The 23,256-nt window shown below is 39.5% G+C and carries 18 protein-coding genes and 3 pseudogenes; 18 read left to right on the forward strand and 3 right to left on the reverse strand.

Features of this window, described 5'->3' with window-relative positions; genetic code table 11:
• The first annotated feature begins 12 nt into the window (after positions 1 to 12).
• From NWP25_RS00990 to NWP25_RS01060, 16 genes and pseudogenes are all read left to right on the forward strand, one after another.
• On the forward strand, positions 13 to 456 hold the full coding sequence (locus NWP25_RS00990; RefSeq protein WP_280650064.1) for a phage tail protein: 444 nt from the start codon (positions 13 to 15) through the stop codon (positions 454 to 456).
• Between the two features lie 11 nt (positions 457 to 467).
• Positions 468 to 830, forward strand: a complete 363-nt coding sequence (locus NWP25_RS00995) for a phage tail assembly protein (protein WP_271733759.1) — start codon at positions 468 to 470, stop codon at positions 828 to 830.
• Between the two features lie 17 nt (positions 831 to 847).
• Positions 848 to 1,000: pseudogene (locus NWP25_RS18485) on the forward strand (DUF6760 family protein); the annotation flags it as partial.
• Between the two features lie 32 nt (positions 1,001 to 1,032).
• Positions 1,033 to 1,500 (forward strand): phage tail protein, encoded by a 468-nt coding sequence (locus tag NWP25_RS01000; RefSeq protein WP_280650063.1) that lies wholly within the window; start codon positions 1,033 to 1,035, stop codon positions 1,498 to 1,500.
• Positions 1,501 to 1,558: 58 nt separating this feature from the next.
• On the forward strand, positions 1,559 to 3,097 hold the full coding sequence (locus NWP25_RS01005) for a hypothetical protein (protein ID WP_280698699.1): 1,539 nt from the start codon (positions 1,559 to 1,561) through the stop codon (positions 3,095 to 3,097).
• Entirely contained in the window at positions 3,088 to 3,741 is a 654-nt protein-coding gene (locus NWP25_RS01010; protein ID WP_280698701.1) for a CIS tube protein, read from the forward strand. The genes NWP25_RS01005 and NWP25_RS01010 overlap by 10 nt, the downstream gene beginning before the upstream one ends.
• 11 nt (positions 3,742 to 3,752) lie before the next feature.
• A complete protein-coding gene (locus tag NWP25_RS01015) occupies positions 3,753 to 4,820 on the forward strand; it encodes a phage late control D family protein (RefSeq protein WP_280652589.1) in 1,068 nt (355 codons plus the stop codon).
• Positions 4,817 to 5,524: a phage baseplate assembly protein V gene (locus NWP25_RS01020; RefSeq protein WP_280652590.1), complete on the forward strand. Its 708-nt coding sequence runs from the start codon at positions 4,817 to 4,819 to the stop codon at positions 5,522 to 5,524. Before NWP25_RS01015 ends, NWP25_RS01020 begins: the two co-directional genes overlap by 4 nt.
• Positions 5,524 to 5,910 (forward strand): GPW/gp25 family protein, encoded by a 387-nt coding sequence (locus NWP25_RS01025; RefSeq protein ID WP_280652591.1) that lies wholly within the window; start codon positions 5,524 to 5,526, stop codon positions 5,908 to 5,910. Before NWP25_RS01020 ends, NWP25_RS01025 begins: the two co-directional genes overlap by 1 nt.
• A 6-nt stretch (positions 5,911 to 5,916) precedes the next feature.
• A complete protein-coding gene (locus NWP25_RS01030) occupies positions 5,917 to 9,498 on the forward strand; it encodes a baseplate J/gp47 family protein (protein ID WP_280698703.1) in 3,582 nt (1,193 codons plus the stop codon).
• Between the two features lie 3 nt (positions 9,499 to 9,501).
• Positions 9,502 to 10,485, forward strand: coding sequence for a baseplate J/gp47 family protein (locus NWP25_RS01035; protein ID WP_280698705.1), 984 nt, complete (start codon positions 9,502 to 9,504; stop codon positions 10,483 to 10,485).
• Entirely contained in the window at positions 10,467 to 12,356 is a 1,890-nt protein-coding gene (locus tag NWP25_RS01040; RefSeq protein ID WP_280652594.1) for a phage tail protein, read from the forward strand. Before NWP25_RS01035 ends, NWP25_RS01040 begins: the two co-directional genes overlap by 19 nt.
• Positions 12,357 to 12,389: 33 nt before the next feature.
• A complete protein-coding gene (locus NWP25_RS01045; protein WP_271733416.1) occupies positions 12,390 to 12,818 on the forward strand; it encodes a hypothetical protein in 429 nt (142 codons plus the stop codon).
• A gap of 180 nt (positions 12,819 to 12,998) precedes the next feature.
• A complete protein-coding gene (locus NWP25_RS01050) occupies positions 12,999 to 14,846 on the forward strand; it encodes an eCIS core domain-containing protein (RefSeq protein ID WP_280652595.1) in 1,848 nt (615 codons plus the stop codon).
• 101 nt (positions 14,847 to 14,947) lie between these two features.
• On the forward strand, positions 14,948 to 15,442 hold the full coding sequence (locus NWP25_RS01055; RefSeq protein WP_280652596.1) for a DcrB-related protein: 495 nt from the start codon (positions 14,948 to 14,950) through the stop codon (positions 15,440 to 15,442).
• 112 nt (positions 15,443 to 15,554) lie between these two features.
• Positions 15,555 to 17,726, forward strand: a complete 2,172-nt coding sequence (locus NWP25_RS01060; RefSeq protein WP_280698706.1) for an AAA family ATPase — start codon at positions 15,555 to 15,557, stop codon at positions 17,724 to 17,726.
• A 380-nt stretch (positions 17,727 to 18,106) separates the two neighbouring features.
• Here NWP25_RS01060 and NWP25_RS01065 read toward each other — a convergent pair.
• Positions 18,107 to 18,877, reverse strand: a pseudogene (locus NWP25_RS01065) (DNA adenine methylase).
• Positions 18,878 to 19,111: 234 nt separating this feature from the next.
• Entirely contained in the window at positions 19,112 to 21,112 is a 2,001-nt protein-coding gene (locus tag NWP25_RS01070) for an amylo-alpha-1,6-glucosidase (protein ID WP_280652598.1), read from the reverse strand.
• 138 nt (positions 21,113 to 21,250) lie between these two features.
• Here NWP25_RS01070 and NWP25_RS01075 point away from each other — a divergent pair, with 138 nt between their 5' ends.
• A complete protein-coding gene (locus tag NWP25_RS01075; RefSeq protein WP_280652599.1) occupies positions 21,251 to 21,862 on the forward strand; it encodes a peroxiredoxin in 612 nt (203 codons plus the stop codon).
• 151 nt (positions 21,863 to 22,013) lie between these two features.
• A complete protein-coding gene (locus tag NWP25_RS01080) occupies positions 22,014 to 22,550 on the forward strand; it encodes a peroxiredoxin family protein (protein WP_280652600.1) in 537 nt (178 codons plus the stop codon).
• Positions 22,551 to 22,572: 22 nt separating this feature from the next.
• Here NWP25_RS01080 and NWP25_RS01085 read toward each other — a convergent pair.
• Positions 22,573 to 23,115 (reverse strand): annotated as a pseudogene (locus NWP25_RS01085) (hypothetical protein); the annotation flags it as partial.
• Positions 23,116 to 23,256: the final 141 nt, after the last annotated feature.

Genomic DNA, 23,256 nt, shown 5'->3' on the forward strand with positions numbered 1-23,256 from the left:
GGAGCAATTATCATGCCTAATGTTAAAGATACCCATGATCCATTTAATGGTTATAATTTCTGGGTAGAGTGGGATGGTATCGTCCATGCAGGTTTTAGAGAATGTGCTGGTTTGAATGCCACTAGAGCGGTGATTGAATATCGAGAAGGTACGGACAAAAGTTTGGGACAAAGAAAAGTACCTGGTTTAAATAGCTTTGGTAACATCAGCCTCAAACGAGGAATTACTGATAATGATGAACTGTGGAAATGGCACAAAGATTTATTGGATGGTAAAGAAATAGAGCGCAAAAACGTTTCTATTATTCTCGCTAATGACTTAGGGGAAGAAACAATTAGATGGAACCTAGAAAATTGTTGGCCGACTAATTGGAGCGGACCAGATTTTAATGCTACTGCTAGCGAAATAGCAATAGAATCACTAGAATTTGTTCACGAAGGAATCACCGTTGGTTAATGTGAGGAAAAATGCACCAGACTGAATTTCTTTTTACCCTACCTCGCGGCTACATCGATGCAGAAGGAAACCTTCATCGCGAAGGAACTATGCGACTATCAACAGCTTTTGATGAAATCGCCCCTCTGCGCGACCCCAGGGTACAGAGAAATCCTGGTTATCTGGTGATTATTCTGCTAGCGCGAGTGATTACTAAGCTAGGAACTTTAGACCAACTCAATACCAAAATTATTGAAGAATTATTTTCTGGGGACTTGGTTTACCTGCAAGACTTTTACCAACGAATTAATCAAAATGGTCATACACGCTTTCAGGTTTCCTGTCCCCATTGCGGTGGTGAGTTTGAAGTGGAAACTTCCCCAGTGGGGGAGTAGTTTGCTACCCCTCAGAACGTCTTCTAGAGGAGGTAGCTTACCTTTCCTATCACTTTAATTGGTCTTATGACCAAGTAATGAATATGGAACATTGGGAAAGACAACAGTGGGTAGCTCAAGTAGCACGCATTAATCAGCAGATTAATCAGCAGTCAGGTAATAGTAATTAAACATTCAGGATTTTCTCAATAGGAGGATGTTTATGGCAAAATCGCAAAAAAAAAAGAACAGTAATTCTGATAAGAATGCCCATGACCCCTATATGGCTTTCAATTTTATGGTAGAAATTGATGGTTTAACAGTAGGTGGCTTTTCAGAAGTTACAGGATTAAGCAGCAGACTGGAATTAGAAAGTTATGTAGAAGGGGGTGTTCATCATCGTGTTCATCAATTCCCCAAATACATGACTTATCCCAATCTAGTTTTAGTGCGGGGACTGGGGGAAAGAGATGATTTATGGAAGTGGTATGAAGATGCTACCAGGGGTAAAATTCGTCTCATCAACGGTACAATTATGGTGCGAGATGGTCAGCAATCAAAATTAATTGCATGGAACTTTAAAAAAGCTTATCCAGTAGCTTGGGAAGGACCACAATTGAATGCTAGTGATAGCTCGCAAGTGGCTTTTGAACGTTTAGAATTAGTGCATAGGGGAGTTTATAAAGCTTAATAAAAATGGTAATAATATCAGCATTGAATGCCAGAATATAACTAATTAAAAATCTGCAATGACATCTACTAATTTACCAACATGGCAAAGACATCTTAATCCTAAACTTGTCAAAAGATTTAATAGTCTGTTGACAAAACCCGGGGTTGTTAATATTCGCATGGGGAGAAATATTATTGAGCGATCGCCCGATATTTTGCATCGCCTACCTTTACTCGCTCAACAAATGCAGCGCTGGTCAACTACGATTAATTTAAAATCAGAACCAACCCCTATTATTTATATTCAAAATCAATACCATAAAAATAAAGCCGCAGAAGCTATAAATTCTAGCTTATCATCATCAGATATTATTCAAATTAACCAGCAACTTCCAGTTGTTAAAGCTAAAGCGATGACAGTTAGAGAAACTGCTGGAGAAAATCAGCGATCGCAATCAACACCATTAGTTTTACAACCAGATAATTCTTTACCTAATTTAGACACAAATATTTCTACTCAATCTCAATCTCTAAGAACAGATTTTTTTTTAAATCAAACTCAGAAATTAATATCATCAAACCCAATAAAAGAAAATAGCGATGTTTCAGAAATTCCCATTCAAAGCAAGTTAGATACCACATCATCACCCAGTACCAGCTTACCAGTAGTTCAACCTGAGAACTCTTTGCCAAATCAATCATTACAAGACACACCCTTAGTTAACCTAGTTAATCCCAACTCTTTTCTAGGGGGAACTACACCAACTTCACAAATTCCCATTCAAAGCAAGTTAGATACCACATCATCACACAGTATCAGCTTACCAGTAGTTCAACCTGAGAACTCTTTGCCAAATCAATCATTACAAGACATACCCTTAGTTAACCTAGTTAATCCCAACTCTTCCCCACAAATTCCCATTCAAAGCAAGTTAGATACCACATCATCACCCAGTATCAGCTTACCAGTAGTTCAACCTGAGAACTCTTTGCCAAATCAATCATTACAAGATATCCCTCTAGTTAATGAAATACCTCAACCAAGACTTACAGAACCTTTACTCGATTTAGTAAAAAAAAATAATCATATTTATCCCATTGTTGAAAGTTTATCATCTGTTATTAATTTTGAAAAAAATAGCTCAAATTTAACCAGGCTAATTAAGCCAAAATTAGAAAACAGAAACACAGTAGTAGTTTATGCCAGAACTAAAAAGCCTGAGATAGTAAAAGTTAATTCTGAACCTTATTTACCTCAATTAGAACCATTAATATGGTCTAATTATCCTATTGCTAAACAAAAGGGAAATAACTTAAATGCTGAACAACTAAATCACCAGACAGGTTTGATGTCAACGGCTGATCGTAGCACATCATCCCATCAGTTACCAAATCCTATCAGCAATAGTATTCCGGTCAACCAAACAATAAATATATCCCATTCTTCTGTTAATTCTCATCCTCCTCCAATTAACCAAAGTCAAAAAACATCACTGGAAGGAGTGAGTATACCACCTCACATTAATGTTGATGATTTAATAGAAAAAGTAGAACGGAGAATCATGCGCAGATTAGTTATAGAAAGCGAACGGAGAGGGAAAAGGAAATGGCGCTAGAAAAGTTAAAAATTAAAGCTGAAAAAAGTAGTGAGGGAGATTTCGCCGATGAAATCGAAGTTTTGTTTAATCCTAACCAAGTACAAATTAATAAAACTGGTTGGACAATCGGCGAAAAAAGTCTAATTCCTTCTAATGCTTTAGCAACATTAACCATAGAGTTATTCTTTGATACCACTCTCACAGGTTCTCCTCCGGAAAATGTCCAACAATATACCAAAAAAGTTTTTAATTTAACTCGTCCCAGAATTGGGACAAGCGACAAAAGACCACCTCGATGTAAGCTAGTTTGGGGAACTATTGGGGGAAAAGATAGCGTTTTATTACCAGATGGCGTATTAGAAAGTGTGACGAAAACTCTAACCCAGTTTTTGGAAGATGGTACACCTGTGCGCGCTACTTTGAATTGTACATTTAGGGAGTGGACAAAACCAGAAAACCAACAAAAGGAAGAGAATTTAATTGATGATCCGGTTCGTATTGTCAAAAGAGGAGAAACCCTCAGCAGTATTGCTCATGAAGAATATGGTGATCCTAATTTATGGCGAATAATTGCAGCGGAAAACCAGCTAGATAATCCCCGTAAAATACCACCGGGGTTAGTTTTGACAATTCCACCTTTGCGAATTGAAAGTTATACTTAAAGGAGGGAACTATGTCTGATTATAGTGGTGTAAAAACTCTTTCTCCTAATATTAAAGTTTTAATTAAAGGACAAAAGCTTTCTGCTCAAGCGAGTGCTGATTTAATTTCAGCTAAAGTATATGAAGATATAGAAGCACCAAGTATGTTTACCTTGGAATTCGCTAGCTGGGATTTAGCGAAGGGTAAATTAACTTGGATTGATGATGATTTATTTGAGATTGGTAATGAAGTAGAAATTCAAATGGGTTATGAGAATCAATTAAAAACGGTAATTGTGGGAGAAATTACGGGATTAGAACCTGAGTTTCTCCAAAGTTCTGCGCCGATCTTAGTAGTAAGGGGACATGATCTGCGTCACCGTTTGTTACGGGGAACTAAAACGAAATCCTATGCGAAAATGAAAGATAGTGATATTGCTAGTCAAATTGCTAGAGCGAGGGGACTATCACCAAAAGTTAAGGATACTGATGTAAAACATGAGTATGTTTTGCAGCATAATCAAACTGATTGGGATTTTCTCCAAAGTCGTGCAGAACGCATTGGCTATGAAGTAGTTATTGATAAGAAAACATTATATTTTCAACCTCCGCAAAACGATGGTCAAAAGGTTGTAAGTTTAAAGTTTGAAGAAAATTTACGGGAATTTTTACCCCGTTTAAGTACCATGTCTCAGGTGGAAGAGGTGGAAGTAAAGGGATGGGTACCGGAAGATAAAAAAGAAGTCATAGGTAAAGCTGCTGCAGGTAAAGAAGGAAGTAAAATGGGGGGTAAAACTACTGGTCCCAAGACGGTAGAAACATTTGGTAAATCTGTTTCTACTGTAGTTATTCAACCAGTAGCTAGCAAAGAAGAAGCTGACCAAATAGCTTTAGGACAGTTTAAAGATATGGCGATCGCCTACATAAACGCTGAAGGAACTTGTCCGGGAATTCCTACTTTGAGAATTGCCAAAGTTATCGAAGTAACTGGAGTAGGAAAGCGATTTAGTGGAATGTATTATGTGACATCAACCGAACATAATTACTCGGAATCCCAGGGTTATAGTACTTTATTCACTGCTAGGAGAACCGCATCATGATGGGAATAGATTTGTTAATACCACATGACCCCAATGTTCGCTTTTATGGTGTCACTATTGGCGTAGTTACTAATATTAAAGACCCCGATGGAGTAGGCCGAATTAAGGTCAAGTTCCCCTGGTTATCAGATGAAGATGAAAGCGCTTGGGCTAGGGTCATGACTCCCATGGCGGGAGAAGATAGGGGATTTTACTTTTTACCTGAAGTTGATGATGAGGTTTTAGTGGCTTTTGAACATGGTGATATTGCCTTTCCTTATATTTTAGGCAGTTTATGGAATGGTAAAGATAAACCCCCTTTAAAGAATGATGATGGGGAAAATAATATACGCATGATTAAATCCCGCAGTGGTCATAAAATTGTTTTAGATGATACGGAAGATAAAGAGAAAATTATTATTGAGGATAAAAGTGGTAAAAACATAATCACCATTGATTGTGAGAAAAATTCCCTCAGTGTCCAAATAGAAGAAGACATCAATATTGAAGCTAAGGGAAAAATTACTATCAAAAGTACAGACAAAGATATTGCCATTGAATGTAAGAATCTGGAAATTAAGACTCAACAAGAATGTAAAATAGAAGCGGGTTCAAATTGCAGCATTGAAGCTAAATCTAAAGCGGAATTTGCAGCTAAGTCAGGCTTAGAAGTTACCTGTGCGGCGGGAGTCAAGGTTAATAACGGGGCTTTGGAGGTGATGTAATGGATATTAATTTTTTAGGGGTAGGTTGGACTTATCCTGTACAGTTTGATGACAAAGAAAAACTGCTAATGGCAAAGTACGAAGATTGTGTACGTCAGTCAATTTGGGCTATTTTAAGTACCGCCAGGGGTGAACGTGTCATGCGTCCTGATTTTGGCTGTCGAATTCATGATCGCGTTTTTGCACCAAATAGCGCCGGTACAGTGGGTGAAATCATTAGTGATGTGCGTTCGGCTCTAGTGGAGTGGGAACCGCGCATAGATATTTTAAATATTGATTTGCTTTCCCATCCCTCTCAACCTAATGTGCTGCACATTTCCATTAATTATCAAGTTCGCACCACTAATAATGCCTTCAATTTAGTTTATCCTTTCTATTTACAGTAGCGAATTATGTCTATTCCTCCACCTAAAATTGACCAACGCAGCTATGAAGATTTGGTTGAACAAACCCAAGCCTTGGTTAAGAAATATACAGGTAAAGATTTTAACAAATCAAATGCGGGTTTAGCACTAATGCGGATTTTTAGCCGCATGGCTACAGTAGTCAGCGATCGCCTCAATCGCGTTCCCGACCGCAACTTACTAGCATTTCTCAACTTAATTGGGACTCAACAAACTCCACCCCAACCGGCTAGAGTCCCCCTCACTTTTAGTTTAGCTGGTGGTAGTCCTGTAGATGCCCTTGTTCCCGCCCACACCCAAATTTCAGCACCGCCTTTAGAAAACGAGAAAGAAGAAGTTATCTTTGAAACCGAACAAGATTTGTTGGTTACTGGTACGAAATTACAAGCAATGTTTGTCATAGAAGACCGGGATTATTACAGCGATCGCACTGAACACACCATCCCTGCTACCGTTCACCAAAATCAACCATTTTTAGCCTTCACTGGTCATCAATCAGTGGAGCATTACTTATATATCAATTGTGAAGAAATTTTCAAGATTCCAGAATTAACAACTGCTACCATCACCATAGATACTGATAGCCCAGACAGTGCCATCAAACTGCAAAAATTACTCGATACATGGTTTTATTGGGATGCAAAACAATGGCAAACATTAACCAATGTACAAACCCAATCAGATGCAACACAATTAATTATTACCCTAACACAGTTACCCAAATTAATGCCTGTAGAAATCAACGGGCAAAAAGCCAAATGGTTAAAAGTCGCTTTGATACCACACAACCGGCAAAATTTACCGGAAATCACTCAAATTAATTTCAGTATTAATATTAATCATACCCAAACCCCCAAACTCTGCTTATTTAACACCTCTTCCCTCGATTTAAGCAAAGAATTTTACCCCTTCGGGGCTACACCTTTGCGTAACGATACTTTTTCTATTCCTCTAGCTAATGAATATATTAAACCCGGAGTCGGTATCATCATTGATGTTAAATTGAGTCATCAACCGACCTATACCCAAGATTTAGAAACTATTTGGGAAATAGGCAACGGGCAAGAATGGCAAATTATTGAAACAACAACTAATGAAAATCAATTTAGATGGTACAATAACTCATCACCCATTAAGTTTATAGAAAATAGTACATCATCTACCTTTCAATTCCCCCAAAATTTACCAGAATTAACTGAGAATCAGGAAGAAAATTATTATTGGATTCGTGCCAGAATTACTAACGGTATTTATGGCAGAAAAGGCAGAGAAAGAAAATATGTTGTCTATAATGATGTCACCCTGGTTGCTCAAAATATCACCTCTGGACAATCAGAAATATACGTTGATAGTGTCGATGAATTAGAAATTGACAATATTATCCGCCTGCAAACTTCTGGGGGTGAAATCCTCCAAGAAGAAATTAAAATTATTGGCAAAGTAGAAGCACAAAGAAAGCTAATTTTAGAGAATACCACCCGCAATGCTTACACAGCAGGCAGTCGAGTCTTAAGTAAATTTACTATGGCGGAAAATACTCCTGATACCTTTGATCCGCCTGTAGTGGAATCGGTAAACATTACTTATACAGTTGCTTTAGAAAAACCAGCCTTTTATTATGCCTACAATGATTTTATCTATTGTGAAGGCACCCCTGTGTTAGTCAGATTATCTCAAGCCGCTCAACCAGGGGAAACTGTCATACATCTGGATGATGTCAGCCCCTTTAAAATCGGTGAGTTTCTTAAATTTGATGATAATCACCCAGAAAAACAGCAAATTGAACTCATTGATAGCGATGGTAACTTAGTTATTTTCACCAAACCCCTAAATTATCATCATCAACGTGCTGGTAGAGTCATCCGTTGTTTTCATCCCTTAACACCCCAACTTAATCGTCAATCTGCTTTGTATTTGGGATTTAATCAACCATTTCCCCGCCGTCCCAACACACTTTACTTGCAAATCGAACCCCCAAAACAAGAAGAAGTTTTACCCAACGCCAACCAGGGGACAACTGACATTAATTTACAGAGAATTGTTTGGGAATATCCCAGCCCCAAGGGATGGGAACCATTAATTGTCCAGGATGAAACCCAAGCCTTCGTGGAGAAAGGTTTAATTCAATTTATCGGACCTACAGACTTTCTTACCTCACCTTACTTTGGTAAACAACTGTATTGGTTACGCGCTCGAAAACAGCCAAATAATTGGGAAAATCTGCCCTTTAGCTTGATGTATATCTTTAATTGGGCATTAGGATTTCAACAGTTAAGGTTATACGGCTTAATGCGCTACCTTTTTAAACAACTGGCCGCTTCTGCTGATTTTACCGTACCTCCACGGCTGCGTTCTGTTCGCACTAATACTGTTTGGGCAAGTCAAACTATTACCTTAGAAAATGAGATTTTAGGTTCTAGTAATAACGAACCAAAACAAGTATTTACCACTACCCATTTCCCCATTCTGCGGGGAGAAAAATTAGAAATTCAAGAAGGGAGAATACCACCTGATGAAGAACGCCAAATTATTGTACAGGCATCAGGAAATATTGCACCTGTCATAGATGAAACCGGGCGGTTAGTGGAAGTGTGGATACCTTGGCAAGAAGTACCAGATTTTTATAGTTCTACACCTAGAGACCGTCATTATGTTCTTGACCGCCAAACGGGGGAAATTTATTTTGGTGATGGACAAGGGGGGATGATTCCCCCACGAGGACGTAACAACATCAGGCTAAGTAAATACTGTACTGGAGGCGGTATTAAAGGCAATCGCGCCCCCCAAACCGTAGCCGAACTCAAAACCACTATTCCCTATATAGACAGTGTAATTAATTGGGAAGCTGCCACAGGAGGAAACGAGCAAGAATCCTTAGACAAACTCAAAGAGCGATCGCCCAAACGACTGCGCCACCGTAACCGCGCCGTCACCGCCCAGGATTTTGAAGACCTAGTTTATGAAGCATCTATAGATATAGCCAGGGTAAAAATTATCACCCCAGAAATGATGTTTCCTGATTATAATCCCTTGCTAGAAGAACTCTGGCTAGAACCTGATGGTACATCTAAGCCAGCTTTACAAGGAAATAACATCAAGGTTTTCAATCACGAAATTCGCGCTGGTCGAGTTTTAGCTATTATCGTTCCCTACGGTGAAGAACGCCAACCCACCCCCACACTAGCATTACTCAATCGCGTGCGGAATTATTTACAAGCCCGATTTGTCCCCACAATGACCCTGGTGGTCTCAGGACCCAAATGGCAAGAAATCAGAGTAATTACGGAAATTGTACCGGTGGCTGTAGAAAATGCTGATGCGGTAAAACTAGCTGTGAGCGATCGCATACATAGTTTTTTACATCCCCTCACAGGGGGAGATCAGGGAAAGGGATGGAGTTTTGGCCGTAAACCTCATCATTCTGACCTTTATGCTGTCCTGGAAAAAGTACCAGGAGTTAAGTATGTCCGCGCCCTAGATATTCAACCTGTCGATGCAGTCATCGATATCCAGACCATGATTTACTCAGGTCAACATATCGTCACCTTAAAACTACCAGGAGACACTTAAACCATGACATTACCCTTACCCAACCTGGACGATCGCACCTATACCGACCTAGTACAAGAAGCCATTGGCCTCATTCCCAGTGAAGCCCCCGAATGGACAGATCACAACCCCTCAGATACAGGAATTATCCTGATTGAATTATTCGCCTGGTTAACAGAAATGGTGTTATATCGCACCAATCAAATTACCAATCGCAACCAATCCGCCTTTTTAACACTACTTCAAGGAGAACCTTACAAATTACAAGCAGCAAAATCAACCAGTCAACAGAATGCCATTTTACAAGCAGAAATTCAGAAAACACTAGTACAAATACGGCAACGTTACCGAGCCGTCACCGCCACAGACTTTGAGCAAATCATCTTATTTGACTGGTTGCAAACCAAAACAGCCGCATGCTGGGGAGAAGCTGCGATCATGGCGCGGGTAAATTGTTTACCAGAAAGAGACTTGGAAAATGCAGACATTAACCAGCTAGTAGAAGCACATATTACCTTAGTCGTCTTACCCAAAATCCAGACTCCAGACACAGAAATTATTAAAAAAACAATTAAAAATTTTCTTGATCAAAGAAGACTAATTAGCACCCGTCTGCACATAGTCGAACCCAACTATGTCAACATTAAAGTTGCGGTGACCTTATATTTACATGATAGTGCCTCATATCAGGCAGTGCAAACAGAAGCCAAACACCGACTCACAGGTTTCTTTAATCCTTTCCCCTGTGCAGAATATTGGCATAATCAAGGTTATCCCTTTGGCAGAGATATTTATGTTTCTGAACTTTATGAATTATTTGATCATTTACCAGGAGTTGATTATGTAGAACAAATTCACATCAGCGAATTTGAAGCACATCGACGGCAAATAAACGCCCAAAATCAACTCACCGCCATTTCCTTACAAGAAAATGAATTAGTCACACTAGAGATTGGTGAAATTACCACAATGCAACGTTTAGGAGACAAATGGAAAAAGAACGACTAAGTAGTTATTTAGAATATCTACCAGCTTATCTGGAAACAGATCCCTTTTTAGGTAGATTTTTACTCGCCTTTGAAAATATTCTCAGTGGATTTAATGAGGAAGAAACAGATTTTACACCCCAAATTGTTGACAAAAATACAGCCTCCCCCTGGGGTTTAGAAACCCTGATTGATCAAATTCACACCTATTTTGACCCCCAACAAACCCCAGCGGAATTTTTACCCTGGTTAGCCGGATGGGTAGCTTTAAGTTTGCGGGATGATTGGGATGAGAAAACCAAACGCCAATTTATTAGTAAGATAGTTCCCCTGTACAAATTTCGGGGAACAGTTAGCGGCATGAAAAATATGCTGCAAATTTATTTAGAAAGTTTCGGTTTGACTTATCCCCAACGGACAATTTCTATATTTGAATTTGACAACAAACCCCATTATTTTCAAGTTCAACTGGCCTTACCCAGCAATCAAGTTATTGACCCAGAGAGATATTGGCGAGAATTCCGCATTTCTAAAGGAATTATTGACCAAGAAAAACCCGCCCATACTTATTATGCTTTAAGAATCTTAACACTCACCATGCAAATTACCCAAGCATGGGGAGGTTGTTACCCCTTTATTTTATTTGATGCACCCCCAGAACAAAAATTTCAAATTCAGGCCAGGATTCAACTCGATAATTACCCGCCAGAACATCCCCTAGAAAAAGAAATATTAATTCGTATTCAGGGAAAAAACTTACCCCTAGAACCCAATGGCAGCCAGATGGGGCCTGATGTCAGACAAACTGTATTTTATGAACAATTTATTGGCAATCCTGATGGTTTTTTTATTGCCCTATCTAATTTAAGCAGTGAACAACTCACAGGTAAAATTACCGTTCAAGTTAACTTTCATCTCAACCGGCAACAATATTCCCACATTATCTTTGATTCCCTACCCTTTGACTTAGAACCTAACTTAAGAATTTATCGCCCCCTGAATCAATTAGAATTAATGCCGGGAAATACTCGCCTGGACTCAGAACCAGAACAAACCTTACATCTCCATCAAGACCCCCCCTTAAACATTCATCAGCCCCAAATCACACCGATAGACGGTAATACTCGCCTGGGTGCGAGAGTCGGTGAAACCATGCGTTTAGTCCATGATGCCAGGCTAAGAATTTACAAACCCAGACCATTATGGCACAGCATGGAAGGTAATACTCGCTTAGGTAACCAAGTGGGTGCATCCTTGCAAATTCCCACAAACGCTGAACAGACCCAATTAAAAATTTACCGTCGCCATCAAGAAAACAAAATTGGTAATACATTGATCGGGACTAAAATCGGCGCAACCATGCGACTGGTTCATAACTCCCAATGGTTAGAAAGAATTTATCGCTTTAAATTATTTGATTCTCCAGCCAAAAAGAAAATAGAAATAGAAACAATTGTCGAACTTACAGGAGTAGCAGAAACCGCAGGAGAAAAAATAGCCAGACTTTTAACATTAAGAATTCAATCTTGTACTTCCACCTTTAGACCCTTAATGCCTAACTTAGAATTTTCCGCCCAAGGAATACGGGGGACACACCAAGTTAGCTATCAGCGTTTTTTGGAGAATCCCAAAGGGTTTTATGTCGTCTTATCTAACGTTAATGACTGTCCAGTGTCAGGTAAAATCACCATCAAAATCAACTTTAATCTCAATCAACAACCGGTTTCTCAAGTCATTGTAGAACAAGAGTTTAATTTGAGTCCCAGGGTGAATGTACTGGAAATTTGTCGGTTAAACAATAACGGACGAGTACAAGGTAACACCATCATTGGTAGAGTTACCCCCCAAATGCTCAAGGATGCCGCAATTAAAGAAGAAGCTTGGGTAGATTGATGAACATTAATTAATTTTTTTATCCCAATTATTATGTCAGACTATATTTTAACCACAGGCGACATCGCCATGTTTAACCCCCCATTTGGACAAGCAATTGTCACCGTAATTCCTGGTAATATAGTGGGGTCGAGTAAAAACATGATTAACAAAAAAATGGTGTGTGTTGATGGGGATGAAAAAAGCGTCATCGTTCCCGGTTGTCCCTATATGACCCCCTCCCATCCCATTCCCGGCGTAGGAATCCTTTCCATAGACTCCCTCGCCCCCAATCAAAAAGCCCTGAGAACCAAATGTAACAGCAAACCCGTTTTACTCAAAGGAAGTACATTTAAAGCTAAATTTCAAGTTGTTGTTCCTGCACAGCAACCCACACCCGGCGGACCTGTTCCGGACCCCACACCCCAATATTCTGGGACTGGGAGTTTCATCACTACTAACTTTCGTGTCAAAGGAACATAAAAGTTAATATTCACCTTAATTACCGACAATTCGGATAAATTAACTAATATCACTTCTCTCTCAAACCATTATTTGCTGTCATTTCCATAACCATTAAGTGCAGCATCCAGTCGAATTTTTCTCAATTTATTGCTGACAAAATCGACAATCTCATCAGCATTATTCACATCCACACCTGTCATGAACAAAGTAGAGGCTAATATTATGGGTAATTTGCGAAAAAGCCAAACCAAAAAGACCAAACCCACCACTCAACAGCCAAGCCCATCTCACAATAACCGCGATATCCATCCAGCAGAAGAACTGCAAGAGATATTTGGTAACAGAGCCCTAGGTCAGCTCATTTCCTCCCCAAGTTCGCCGCATCAACTACCAGATAACTCATCAATTCAACGTCGCCCCTTATTTCGGGGTTTATCCCATGAATTGACAAGTAATAGACAGGGTAATGTGGTACAGACAAAACTCAGAATTCATCAAGCCGGTGATAAATACGAACAAGAAGCTGATCAAGTAGCGGTACAAGTCGTTAAGCAGATAAATCAGCCTGGTTCCCAGCCATTACCTCACCCAGAAGTTGAGGCTATTCGCAGCCAAAAATTGATGCGTAAGTCTGTACCTCACCCCACACAGACAATGGTACAGTCTGATGTAGAAGCATCTATCCAAAAAGCAAGAGGGAAAGGGGAATCCCTACCTCAAAATTTACAGCAACCTTTAGAACAGGCATTTAATGCTGACTTTAGGCAAGTTCGTGTTCACAAAGACAGTCAAGCCCATCAATTCAGTCAATCTCTACAAGCTAAAGCATTTACCACAGGTAAAGATATCTTCTTTCGCCAGGGAGAATATCAACCTAGTAGTCAGCAGGGACAGGAATTAATTGCCCATGAATTAACCCACGTCGTACAGCAAAATAATGGATTGGTGCAAAGACAGGGTATAATTCAGAAAAAAACTACGGAAGATAAAAGTAAGGTAATTTCAGAAAGAAACGGCACAACAAAGACCACAGAGAGAGAGGAAAAAATTACTAAAGGGATAGAAAAAGAAATTGAAAAAATTAATAAAGCATCTCCAGAACAAATCGAAAAAGCTGTAAAAGTCATGCAGCAAATAGGTTTTTTTGGTGAATCTACTAAGAAAACTAAAATAGAATCAGATATACTCAATTATAGTTCCGAAACTTCTCTGAAAAAAAGTATAGGAATACAAAATGAAGCCGAATTTAAAGTAGTCATGGATATCGTCAATGGCTTTTCGGCGATCGCTCAAGTATCTAGCAGTATCGGCTTAAGTGCTGAACTTTCTACGGAACATCAAGCAATAATTGGTCAGTTCAAAGGAGATTTTAAAGCCAAGCTCAGTACCTTTATGGGTATTAAGGGCGCAGCCAAAGGTGAGGCTAAACTGGGAGCTTTGATAGGTTTAGAACTATCTGGTGAAGCTGAAGCTAAAGCAGGGGTTGAAGGCAATATAGAAATAGAGTTAAGTGGTGAAATCGGTAATTTAAAAGTAGCTGCTGAGTTATCAGGTGAAGCTTTTGCGGGTGCTGAAGCAAAAGCTGATAGCAATTTCAGCATTTCCAAAAAAGGAATAAGTTCATCAGTTAAGCTGGAAGCCTTTGCTGGAGCTAGAGCTTCTGCTAAAGGTAGTAAGTCCCTGTCATACAAAGGTAAAGTTTTAGTGAAACTTTCCGGTGAGGTAGAGGCGCAAGCAGGTATCGGCGGTAAGGTAGAGGGTACTTTTGAATTTAAGGACGGTAAGCTGAAGTTAAGCGGTGGTTTGAGCACCACTCTGGGTATTGGTGGTGGTGTCGATGGTGATATCGAGGTCGATGTCAAAGGAATTGGTAAGGCTATTGCTAGCAAGGTTAAAGATAAGGTCAAGAAGAAAATATTCGCCCGTCTTTCAGCTAAAGGACAAAGAGTCGCTAACAAGGTGTATGATAAAGGTAAAAAAATATACAAAATAGGTAAATCCATCTATCAATCTGGAAAAAATAGCGAATCTGAATCTGAGGAATGATGTCTGAATTTTAGTTTCCTTTCAAAGGGGGAAATGGCTCAAAATTATCCCCCTTCTTAGTTTGATAAACCAAAAATTTTTATCATCAAAAGCAGAAAAACATGGCAGAATTACCCCCAATGGTAACTTATTTAAATGAGGAAATAGGAATATCTATTTCTGTACCTGAAAACTGGAGTGGAGAAATTATTAGTGAATTGCAATTTAGAATCTTTGGCGAACCAGAAACGGGTTTTGAAGATTATTTCGATGAGTATCGTTCTACAATGAGTTACAGACTAGGAGAACCTGATAACAATAATCCTGGTTGGTTTGAAACATTGATTGAAGAATCTCTAGAAGAAATGGCACAGGATTATAATGAATTTCAACTCATCAGCCAAGAAAATTCTCCAATAGCAGATCACCCCGCCTATGTGAGACACTACGAGTGGACGGAAGAAAATACCGGGTTGCGGCTCTCCCAACTACAATCTTTAATCAAATTAAATGATTCTAGTTTTTACCTCATCAATGCGGCAACTTTAAAACCATTAGCAGAAAAATATTTACCAATATTTAATGCCATTCTGCAATCAACAAAAATTACCATGTAAGGTTCAATAATTCCCTTGATTATCATCAAGTATGGGGAATAATTTACTCTTCATTCTCCATACCTTATTTTATGAAAATGCTATTAATATTTTGCAATTGTTAAATACTCTCATGTTGATTGAAAGTACATTACCCGGGCATATTGGGAACTATAATCAACTACTGCTACTTCTACAGAAATTGGATCAACTGCTAGAAAATGCTATAGCATCCGCGGAATTTGCTTATGGTTCAGAGGCAGCTAATAACCCATATCAGGGAATACAAATCAATGACGCACAAGTGCAAAGGTTGCTGGACAGAGAACCGGGAATACCAATATTGACAATTAAAGAACCTGCGGTTAAAGAATTTTTTACTGATAGGATTCAGGAAAATTCTGGGTTAGCCTGGCTACAGGATAATTTTAATTTATCAGATTTTGATATCAATATTATCGCGATCGCACTGGCTCCAGAACTAGACCGCCGCTATGAAAGACTTTACGCCTATCTCCAAGATGATATCCGCTGTAAACGCCCCACGGTAGATTTAGCCCTGAATTTACTGTGTAGTTCAGCCATAGAGAAATTATCCCGCCGGGTTCATTTTAGTGCTAGTGCGCCCCTAATTACTCATGATTTACTCCACCTTTACCCAGAATCTCACCAAACAGATCCTCCCCTACTAGCTTATAATCTTAAACTCGATGCCCAAGTTATTCAAATATTATTAGGAGAACAGGGAATTGATAGCAGACTTGTGGGCTTTTGTCAACTAATTACCCCTAAATTTAATTTAGATAAATTACCTTTAAAACCAGAATTTAAGCAAGGTCTACTCGCTATCATCACCGCTAATTGGCAAGCAGGTAAACCCCTCAATTTATATTTTCCAGGTGAGGATAAATCTGGGAAACGTCACACTGCTGAAGCCATCGCCCAATCATTGGGAGTACCTTTGTTAATTGCAGTATTGGGGCGGATTGTCGATAATAAAGGGGAATTTGAAACGAATACAAAATTATTATTCCGGGAAGCTAGGTTTAAAAATTCTCTGCTGTATATAGAAGATTTAGATGTTTTGCAAACTAAAGAAAATGCTCTTTTATATGACAGTTTTATCCAGGAGTTAAAAGCATATCCTATAGTTACTATACTAGGGGATATTAAACCTGGGGTAAATACGGCAAATACAGCAATATCAGCCATTACAATTCCCTTTTTGATGCCAAATTTTGAACAGCGCCGTTTTTATTGGCAAAATTACTTACAATCCGCAGATATTGCCCTGGATGATATGGAATTAGATAGTTTGAGCGATCGCTTTCGTCTTACTTCTGAACAAATTGCCAATGCTGTTGCCACTGCAACTCATCAAGTGGCCTGGAAAACTACAGTATCAGGGTTTGGTGACAGAAAATCTAGTCAACAACAACTGATAACATTAACGGATTTATTTACTGCTGTCAGAAGCTTATCAGGGCAAGATTTAGGCGGTCTAGCCCGTCAAATTCAACCCAAGTATACTTGGGAGGATATTGTATTACCAGATAATCAAAATAATTTATTAAGGGAAATTTGTAATCAAGTCAAGCATCAGCATTTAGTGTGGGAAAAGTGGGGTTTTGCCAGTAAATTATCCCAGGGTAGGGGGTTAAATGTCATGTTTTCTGGAACCCCAGGAACAGGTAAAACCATGGCGGCGGAAATCATCGCCCAAGAATTACAACTTGATTTATATAAAATTGACCTGTCCCAAATTGTGAGTAAATATATTGGGGAAACAGAAAAGAACCTCAATCAGATTTTTACTGCTGCTACCTACGCCAATGCTATTCTTTTATTTGATGAAGCAGATGCCCTATTTGGTAAGCGCAGTGAAGTAAAAGATGCCCATGACCGTTATGCTAACTTAGAAATCAGTTATTTATTGCAGAAAATGGAAGAGTACGAAGGAATAACCATTCTGACAACCAATCTGCGTATGAATATGGATGACGCTTTTGTGCGACGACTGCGATTTATCATTGATTTCCCGTTTCCCAATGAAAAGCAACGACACCAGATTTGGCAGAAAATATTTCCCAAAACTACACCTTGTAGTCCTGAAATAGACTTAAATTTTCTAGCGCGTAATTTTGAACTTACAGGAGCAAATATTCGTAATATTGCCTTAACTGCCGCCTTTTTAGCAGCTGATGATAACAATCAAATTGAAATGACCCACTTAATGCAAGCCGTACGCCGTGAATATCAGAAGATGGGTAAAATACTCAAAGAAAAAGAACTACAGCAATTCTAAATCAACCTCAATATTTACCCTGCCAACATCATTAACGGTAATCATTAATTATTTAGTGATAAAAAGGAATTTACAGAATAATACAGCACTTTCCGGTGTGGTGATATACATTATTGGCAGGCAAGATGCCCACCCCACAAAAGTTTCATGATTATAATTTGTACTTTATAAGAACGAAATCTGCTGTAAACCTTATAAATTATAAAAATGTCAGCACAAAAGCTGATGCAAAAACATTAAATTTAATTGTTTTACCTCCTGTGATAGATTTTGATAACTACAAGCTCGGTGATAACAACCGGGCTTTTTTCTTATTACAAAGTTCCCCCACTGCTTGAAGAAGTCGGGTAATTAGGGAAAATTAGCAAATCAGCAGCTAGTTAATTTCCTTTTTCATAATTGCCGATGAATAACTCTTTACCTTTTGCCGCACCACCTTGTTTATAGTTATTCATACCATACTGCAATTCCCACTCACAAACGTGAGCGGGTGGAAAATTTTCTCTAATTATAGGTGAATCATCATAAGTTATTAACCAACTATGGTGACATTCTCTCACTAATTCAGCAAACCTTTGATGATGGAAGGATGTGTGCAAATCACCGTCTTTACCATACAACCTAGATTTAGTGGCAGCAAAATAAGGCAGGTCTAAAAATATAAATACATTGGCACCCTCTGGGTGTAATATCTCACTATAATCTAAATTAGTAATTGTGATGTCACTGGTTAAAATTTTTGCTAATTTCTCTAGGCGGTCTATGGATGAGTAAGTAAAGCGTTTATGAAAAGCTTGGTTTGAAAATCCGCCAGATTCCACGGTGCCAGAAAAAGTAATTCTATTGAGGATAAAAAAGCGTACTGCTCTCTCAGAATCAGATAAATTATTGATATCTATACGAGTTAATTCCGCAAATAGTATTTTCCCATCTCGATATTTATCTTTAATACGGCGGACTTGTTCTACTAGCTGGGGTAGATGAGATTGACTATACTTCCAAAACAGGAATAATTCGCGGTTTAAATCATTGGTTCAGATTTTCAGGTTAGGAAATTTTTGCTTTAAGTAAATAAATACAGAACCGCCACCCACAAGAGGTTCTCAAAACTCCGAAAAGCTATGTGGTAAGTATGCGGCTATTTCCTTAATGGCTCTGGACTTACCGCCTGGCTAACGTAATGGACTTTTGATCATGATTACTGTGAAAAATAATGGCGATAACTTTAAACAGTAGAATTTTTGCCATTGCTGGAAAAACATAACGTTAGCTAATTACATCGGGTATATGCTAGTTCACTTAATTCAGGGTTTTATACGGTATCACTGTAATTTTACTTGGATTTACTGTGTCTTTTTTGAGAAATAAAAAATATAAATTATCCCTCACAAATGCCTAATTACCTCAGCAACTGACCAAGCTTGAGCGATGGCCCCCTTGGGTTCATGAGGCTCATCTCCATCAAAAATTTCGGAAATTGAGTGAATACAGGCATCAGAAAGAAAATGATCCAGCAGTGGTTGCCAATTAAAAGGTAAAGGTCGTTGGGGGTAAAAACGTTGCCAAGCACGGGTAAAGGGACCAATGAGCCAAGCCCAAACAGTACCCTGGTGGTAGGAGCGATCGCGTTGTTGTGAGTCCCCTGTGTATTTGCCTATATAATCAGGGTCAGTTGCATCGAGACTGCGAAGACCGTAAGGGGTGAGTAAACGGGCAGTTGCTAAATCAACTATTGCTTGCCCTTGGTGTTGTGAAAACCCGCAATGATGCAGCGACAATGCCAGAACCGCATTAGGACGAATTTGGGCATTACGGCGATCATCGGGTTCTATGGTGTCGTAGAGATAACCAGACTCTGGATTCCAGAACTTTTGTAGAGAAAATTTCACTTGTTCCCCTTGCTGAGTATAACGCTGGGCTTGCTTAGACAGACGGGCTGAATCGCCCAAATCCATTTTGCTCAAGCATTCTGCCCATTGACTCATCCAACATAAAGCCGAATACCACAGGGCATTGATTTCTACTGGTTTACCATTGCGTGGAGTGACGGGTTTTCCGCCAATTACTACATCCATCCAAGTGAGAGCCACACCGCTCACATCCCAACTAACTAGTCCATCAGTAGCATCAACTTGGATATTGTAAAGTGTACCCCCCATAAACGCTTTGTGGATTTGCTGCACAACAGGAAACTGTGCTGCCAAAAATTGCCAGTCTTGGGTAGCTTCCAAATACAGTCCTAAAGTTTCAATCCACCATAAAACCGCGTCAATACTGTTGTAATAAGGTTCGCCACTCCCATCAGGAAAAACATTAGGAATCAAACCGTGGCGACAATAACGCCCAAAAGTTTGTAATAGCCCTTTTGCCAGTTCAAAGCGTCCTGTTACTAAGGCTAAACCTGGTAAAGCAATTAAGGTATCACGTCCCCAGTCATTGAACCAGTGATAGCCAGCAATCACTGTAGGCCCGGCTATGGAGGCTCGATAAACGATAAACTGATCGCTGGCTTTTAATAATTGCTGCCAAATTGGGGATGAAGAAGATTTATTTGCCCCCCACCCTAAAATCTGGGATAACCTTTGTTGCTCTGCTTGCACAGCCTCGGCAAAAACTTCTGACTTCAGCACATGGAGTGGGTCGGCAAAACCAGTCTGTGCTTTTAGGGTAACTGTATCTCCTGGCTGAAGTTGAACTGTCAAGTAACCAGGGCTGTAGAGGTCTTCGCGATGGCCTAATCCTCTGGCTTTTTCTGCTGGTAATTCATAATCCCAATACCAAACTGGGTCTGTTTGATATTTCCCTTGGGTCCAACGTAAATGCCAAGGTGTACCAAATTTTCCGGACAATATTGGTTGGAGACAAACGTAATTTTCACCGATTGACTGTAAAAATTCTAAGCCGGAACTAGCTTTTTGCTGGTGGTGAAAATCGCGATCGCCTATCAGCAAGCGCAGCCGGAGAATCCCTGGTTCACTGCCTTCATAGCCATACTGGATCAACAACCGATGTAAACAAGACGGTATCATGTCTTGTTCCCCATCTTTCCACCCGTGGGGCATCAGCAATTGCCTGTTTAGCTGCCAGTTATCTTTTCCCCAAATCCATTTCGGGACTGGGTTAATATCAAAAGAGTGCAAGAGTTTGTAGCCTTGGGGGGAAATTTGCTCATTTTTCCAAAAATTCGTCCCCAGTGCTGTCACCTCTCCTGATACTTCCAAACTAGCTTCCAGGTGAGAAAACACCAAACTACGACCAGCAGGCGGATGAGTTGCCGCAAATAGCCAACCATGATAGGTACGAGTGCGTACATCAGAAATCGTTCCACTGGCAAAGCTGCCCAAGCCATTAGTCAACAACCATTCTCTTTTATCTAAATCACGCATTAGTTACCCAAAATCGTTATGACTATGATATAGTCGTAACAGTTTGTAATTAAACTGTAAGAGTGTAAACGGGTGAGTCTTCACTGACCCAAATTCCAAAGCTATTATACGTATATAAGTCCAAGGAGAATAAACTGAATGTCCCTCACTTATGCAGCAGAAGGATGCCTCCGGGTTGGTCAACAGGCTCCTGAATTTACGGCCACAGCTGTAGTAGATCAAGAATTTAAGACAATTAAACTTTCCGACTATCGCGGAAAGTATGTCGTTCTGTTTTTCTACCCCTTAGACTTTACCTTTGTTTGCCCCACAGAGATCACAGCATTTAGCGATCGCTACGAAGAATTTAAGAAAATTAACACTGAAATTCTCGGTGTTTCCGTTGATAGTGAATTTTCTCACCTAGCTTGGATCCAAACTGATCGCAAATCTGGTGGTGTAGGCGATCTTAATTATCCCCTTGTTTCCGACATCAAAAAAGAAGTCAGTGCTGCTTACAACGTTCTTGACCCAGCAGCAGGTATTGCCTTACGCGGTCTGTTCATCATTGATAAAGATGGTGTGGTCCAGCACTCTACAGTTAATAACCTTGCATTTGGTCGCAGCGTTGACGAAACCCTGCGGACATTGCAAGCAATTCAGTATGTTCAATCCCACCCCGATGAAGTTTGCCCAGCTGGTTGGCAACCTGGCGATCAAACAATGGTTCCTGACCCTGTGAAATCCAAAGTTTACTTCTCTGCTGTCTAGATTTTCCCGGCAGGTTACACAGCAAAAACTGAAGATAGTAGGCAATAATTGCCTACTGTCTGTGGTTTTAAATTTAAATTTTTTTATATATAAGCAAGAATCTAGAGAGTTTCCACGCAACATCATTTAATATGTAAATGGTTAAAAAATCATGTTGACTTCTACTGATTTCAGTGGCTTAGTAAATGAACGCTTTTTCCGTAATTTTCTACCCATCCCCGCTACAAATGAGCTACTACTCAAAGTAGAAACACCGGATTTTCAACTGCCAGATATTACTAATGGCACAGTGGCAAAACTATCAAATTATCAAGGTAAGCAACCAGTATTACTGTCCTTTACTCGCATCTTTACAGAAAAGCAATATTGTCCCTTTTGTTATCCTCATATCAAAGCTTTAAATGAGAACTACGGAAAATTTAGGAGTCGTGGCATCGAAGTGTTAATGATTACCAGCACTGATGCCAAGCAAAGTCAAATAGTCGTCAAAGATTTAGGTTTACAAATGCCATTACTAAGTGATCCTACTTGTCGAGTGTTTCAGAAATACAAAGTAGGACAAGCTTTAGGAGCGCCTTTACCAGGGCAGTTTGTTTTAGATCAAGAAGGTAAATTACTTTACAGACACTTGTTTTCTTTCTTGGATCACAACGCTAGTGTAGAGAGACTGTTAAAAGAATTTCCCTAAAAATCAACAACCCCAATCCTCATCACTCCACTTCTTCACAACGAACTAACAGCATTTCCATGGCCTCAGCCAGAGCAATCAACTCACTCCAAGAAGAACCACTGACTAAATTTTGGGAATGAGCCAATCGGTTTCGCAGTTGTTCAGCAGATTTCAAAAAGCGTTCACCAAACCGTTTTGACCTCAACCCCAGTTTTTGAATAAGTTGGGGTTGATTTAAAACCAACTCTCGTTTATCACAAAACTGAAGATAATCTGATAGATTTGTAGCTTCATTTCTTTGTTGACTTTCTCGCCACAGTTGTTGTGCAATTTTTAATCGTTCAGGTTTGAGGACTTTTTGCCAAGAATCTTGGGGATAGTAAAGCCGCACCAAGCGTAATAAATTCATTTCCAAGAGAGTCACTAAGCCAAACAGCAACATTCGGGCTGGTGCTTTCTGCAAATCCCCACAGGTAACAATTCCACTTACCTGATTACAGTCAAGGACAAACAATCGCGGAGTTTGTTGCAGTATAGGTAGCAACTTAATCAAGGGCGTAGATATAGCAATGAGTTCTTGGGGATCAGAAATGTTGAATGTCGTTACAAAACTTTACATAGTTAGATATAGTAGTCCTATCAAAGGTGAAAATGTCAACATCTCATAATATCTTCCATCCAATGAACATAACTGATTTGTTGACACATACAAGCTTGAAGGTAG

The organism is Umezakia ovalisporum Ak1311 (assembly GCF_029891685.1).
Classification (GTDB): Bacteria; Cyanobacteriota; Cyanobacteriia; order Cyanobacteriales; family Nostocaceae; genus Umezakia; species Umezakia ovalisporum.

Bases quoted from the DNA above. Each gene is read 5' to 3' on its own strand.
- NWP25_RS00990 (WP_280650064.1), top strand. From the start codon at position 13: ATGCCTAATGTTAAAGATACCCATGATCCATTTAATGGTTATAATTTC.
- NWP25_RS00995 (WP_271733759.1), top strand. From the start codon at position 468: ATGCACCAGACTGAATTTCTTTTTACCCTACCTCGCGGCTACATCGAT.
- NWP25_RS01000 (WP_280650063.1), top strand. From the start codon at position 1,033: ATGGCAAAATCGCAAAAAAAAAAGAACAGTAATTCTGATAAGAATGCC.
- NWP25_RS01005 (WP_280698699.1), top strand. From the start codon at position 1,559: ATGACATCTACTAATTTACCAACATGGCAAAGACATCTTAATCCTAAA.
- NWP25_RS01010 (WP_280698701.1), top strand. From the start codon at position 3,088: ATGGCGCTAGAAAAGTTAAAAATTAAAGCTGAAAAAAGTAGTGAGGGA.
- NWP25_RS01015 (WP_280652589.1), top strand. From the start codon at position 3,753: ATGTCTGATTATAGTGGTGTAAAAACTCTTTCTCCTAATATTAAAGTT.
- NWP25_RS01020 (WP_280652590.1), top strand. From the start codon at position 4,817: ATGATGGGAATAGATTTGTTAATACCACATGACCCCAATGTTCGCTTT.
- NWP25_RS01025 (WP_280652591.1), top strand. From the start codon at position 5,524: ATGGATATTAATTTTTTAGGGGTAGGTTGGACTTATCCTGTACAGTTT.
- NWP25_RS01030 (WP_280698703.1), top strand. From the start codon at position 5,917: ATGTCTATTCCTCCACCTAAAATTGACCAACGCAGCTATGAAGATTTG.
- NWP25_RS01035 (WP_280698705.1), top strand. From the start codon at position 9,502: ATGACATTACCCTTACCCAACCTGGACGATCGCACCTATACCGACCTA.
- NWP25_RS01040 (WP_280652594.1), top strand. From the start codon at position 10,467: ATGGAAAAAGAACGACTAAGTAGTTATTTAGAATATCTACCAGCTTAT.
- NWP25_RS01045 (WP_271733416.1), top strand. From the start codon at position 12,390: ATGTCAGACTATATTTTAACCACAGGCGACATCGCCATGTTTAACCCC.
- NWP25_RS01050 (WP_280652595.1), top strand. From the start codon at position 12,999: ATGAACAAAGTAGAGGCTAATATTATGGGTAATTTGCGAAAAAGCCAA.
- NWP25_RS01055 (WP_280652596.1), top strand. From the start codon at position 14,948: ATGGCAGAATTACCCCCAATGGTAACTTATTTAAATGAGGAAATAGGA.
- NWP25_RS01060 (WP_280698706.1), top strand. From the start codon at position 15,555: ATGTTGATTGAAAGTACATTACCCGGGCATATTGGGAACTATAATCAA.
- NWP25_RS01070 (WP_280652598.1), bottom strand. From the start codon at position 21,112: ATGCGTGATTTAGATAAAAGAGAATGGTTGTTGACTAATGGCTTGGGC.
- NWP25_RS01075 (WP_280652599.1), top strand. From the start codon at position 21,251: ATGTCCCTCACTTATGCAGCAGAAGGATGCCTCCGGGTTGGTCAACAG.
- NWP25_RS01080 (WP_280652600.1), top strand. From the start codon at position 22,014: ATGTTGACTTCTACTGATTTCAGTGGCTTAGTAAATGAACGCTTTTTC.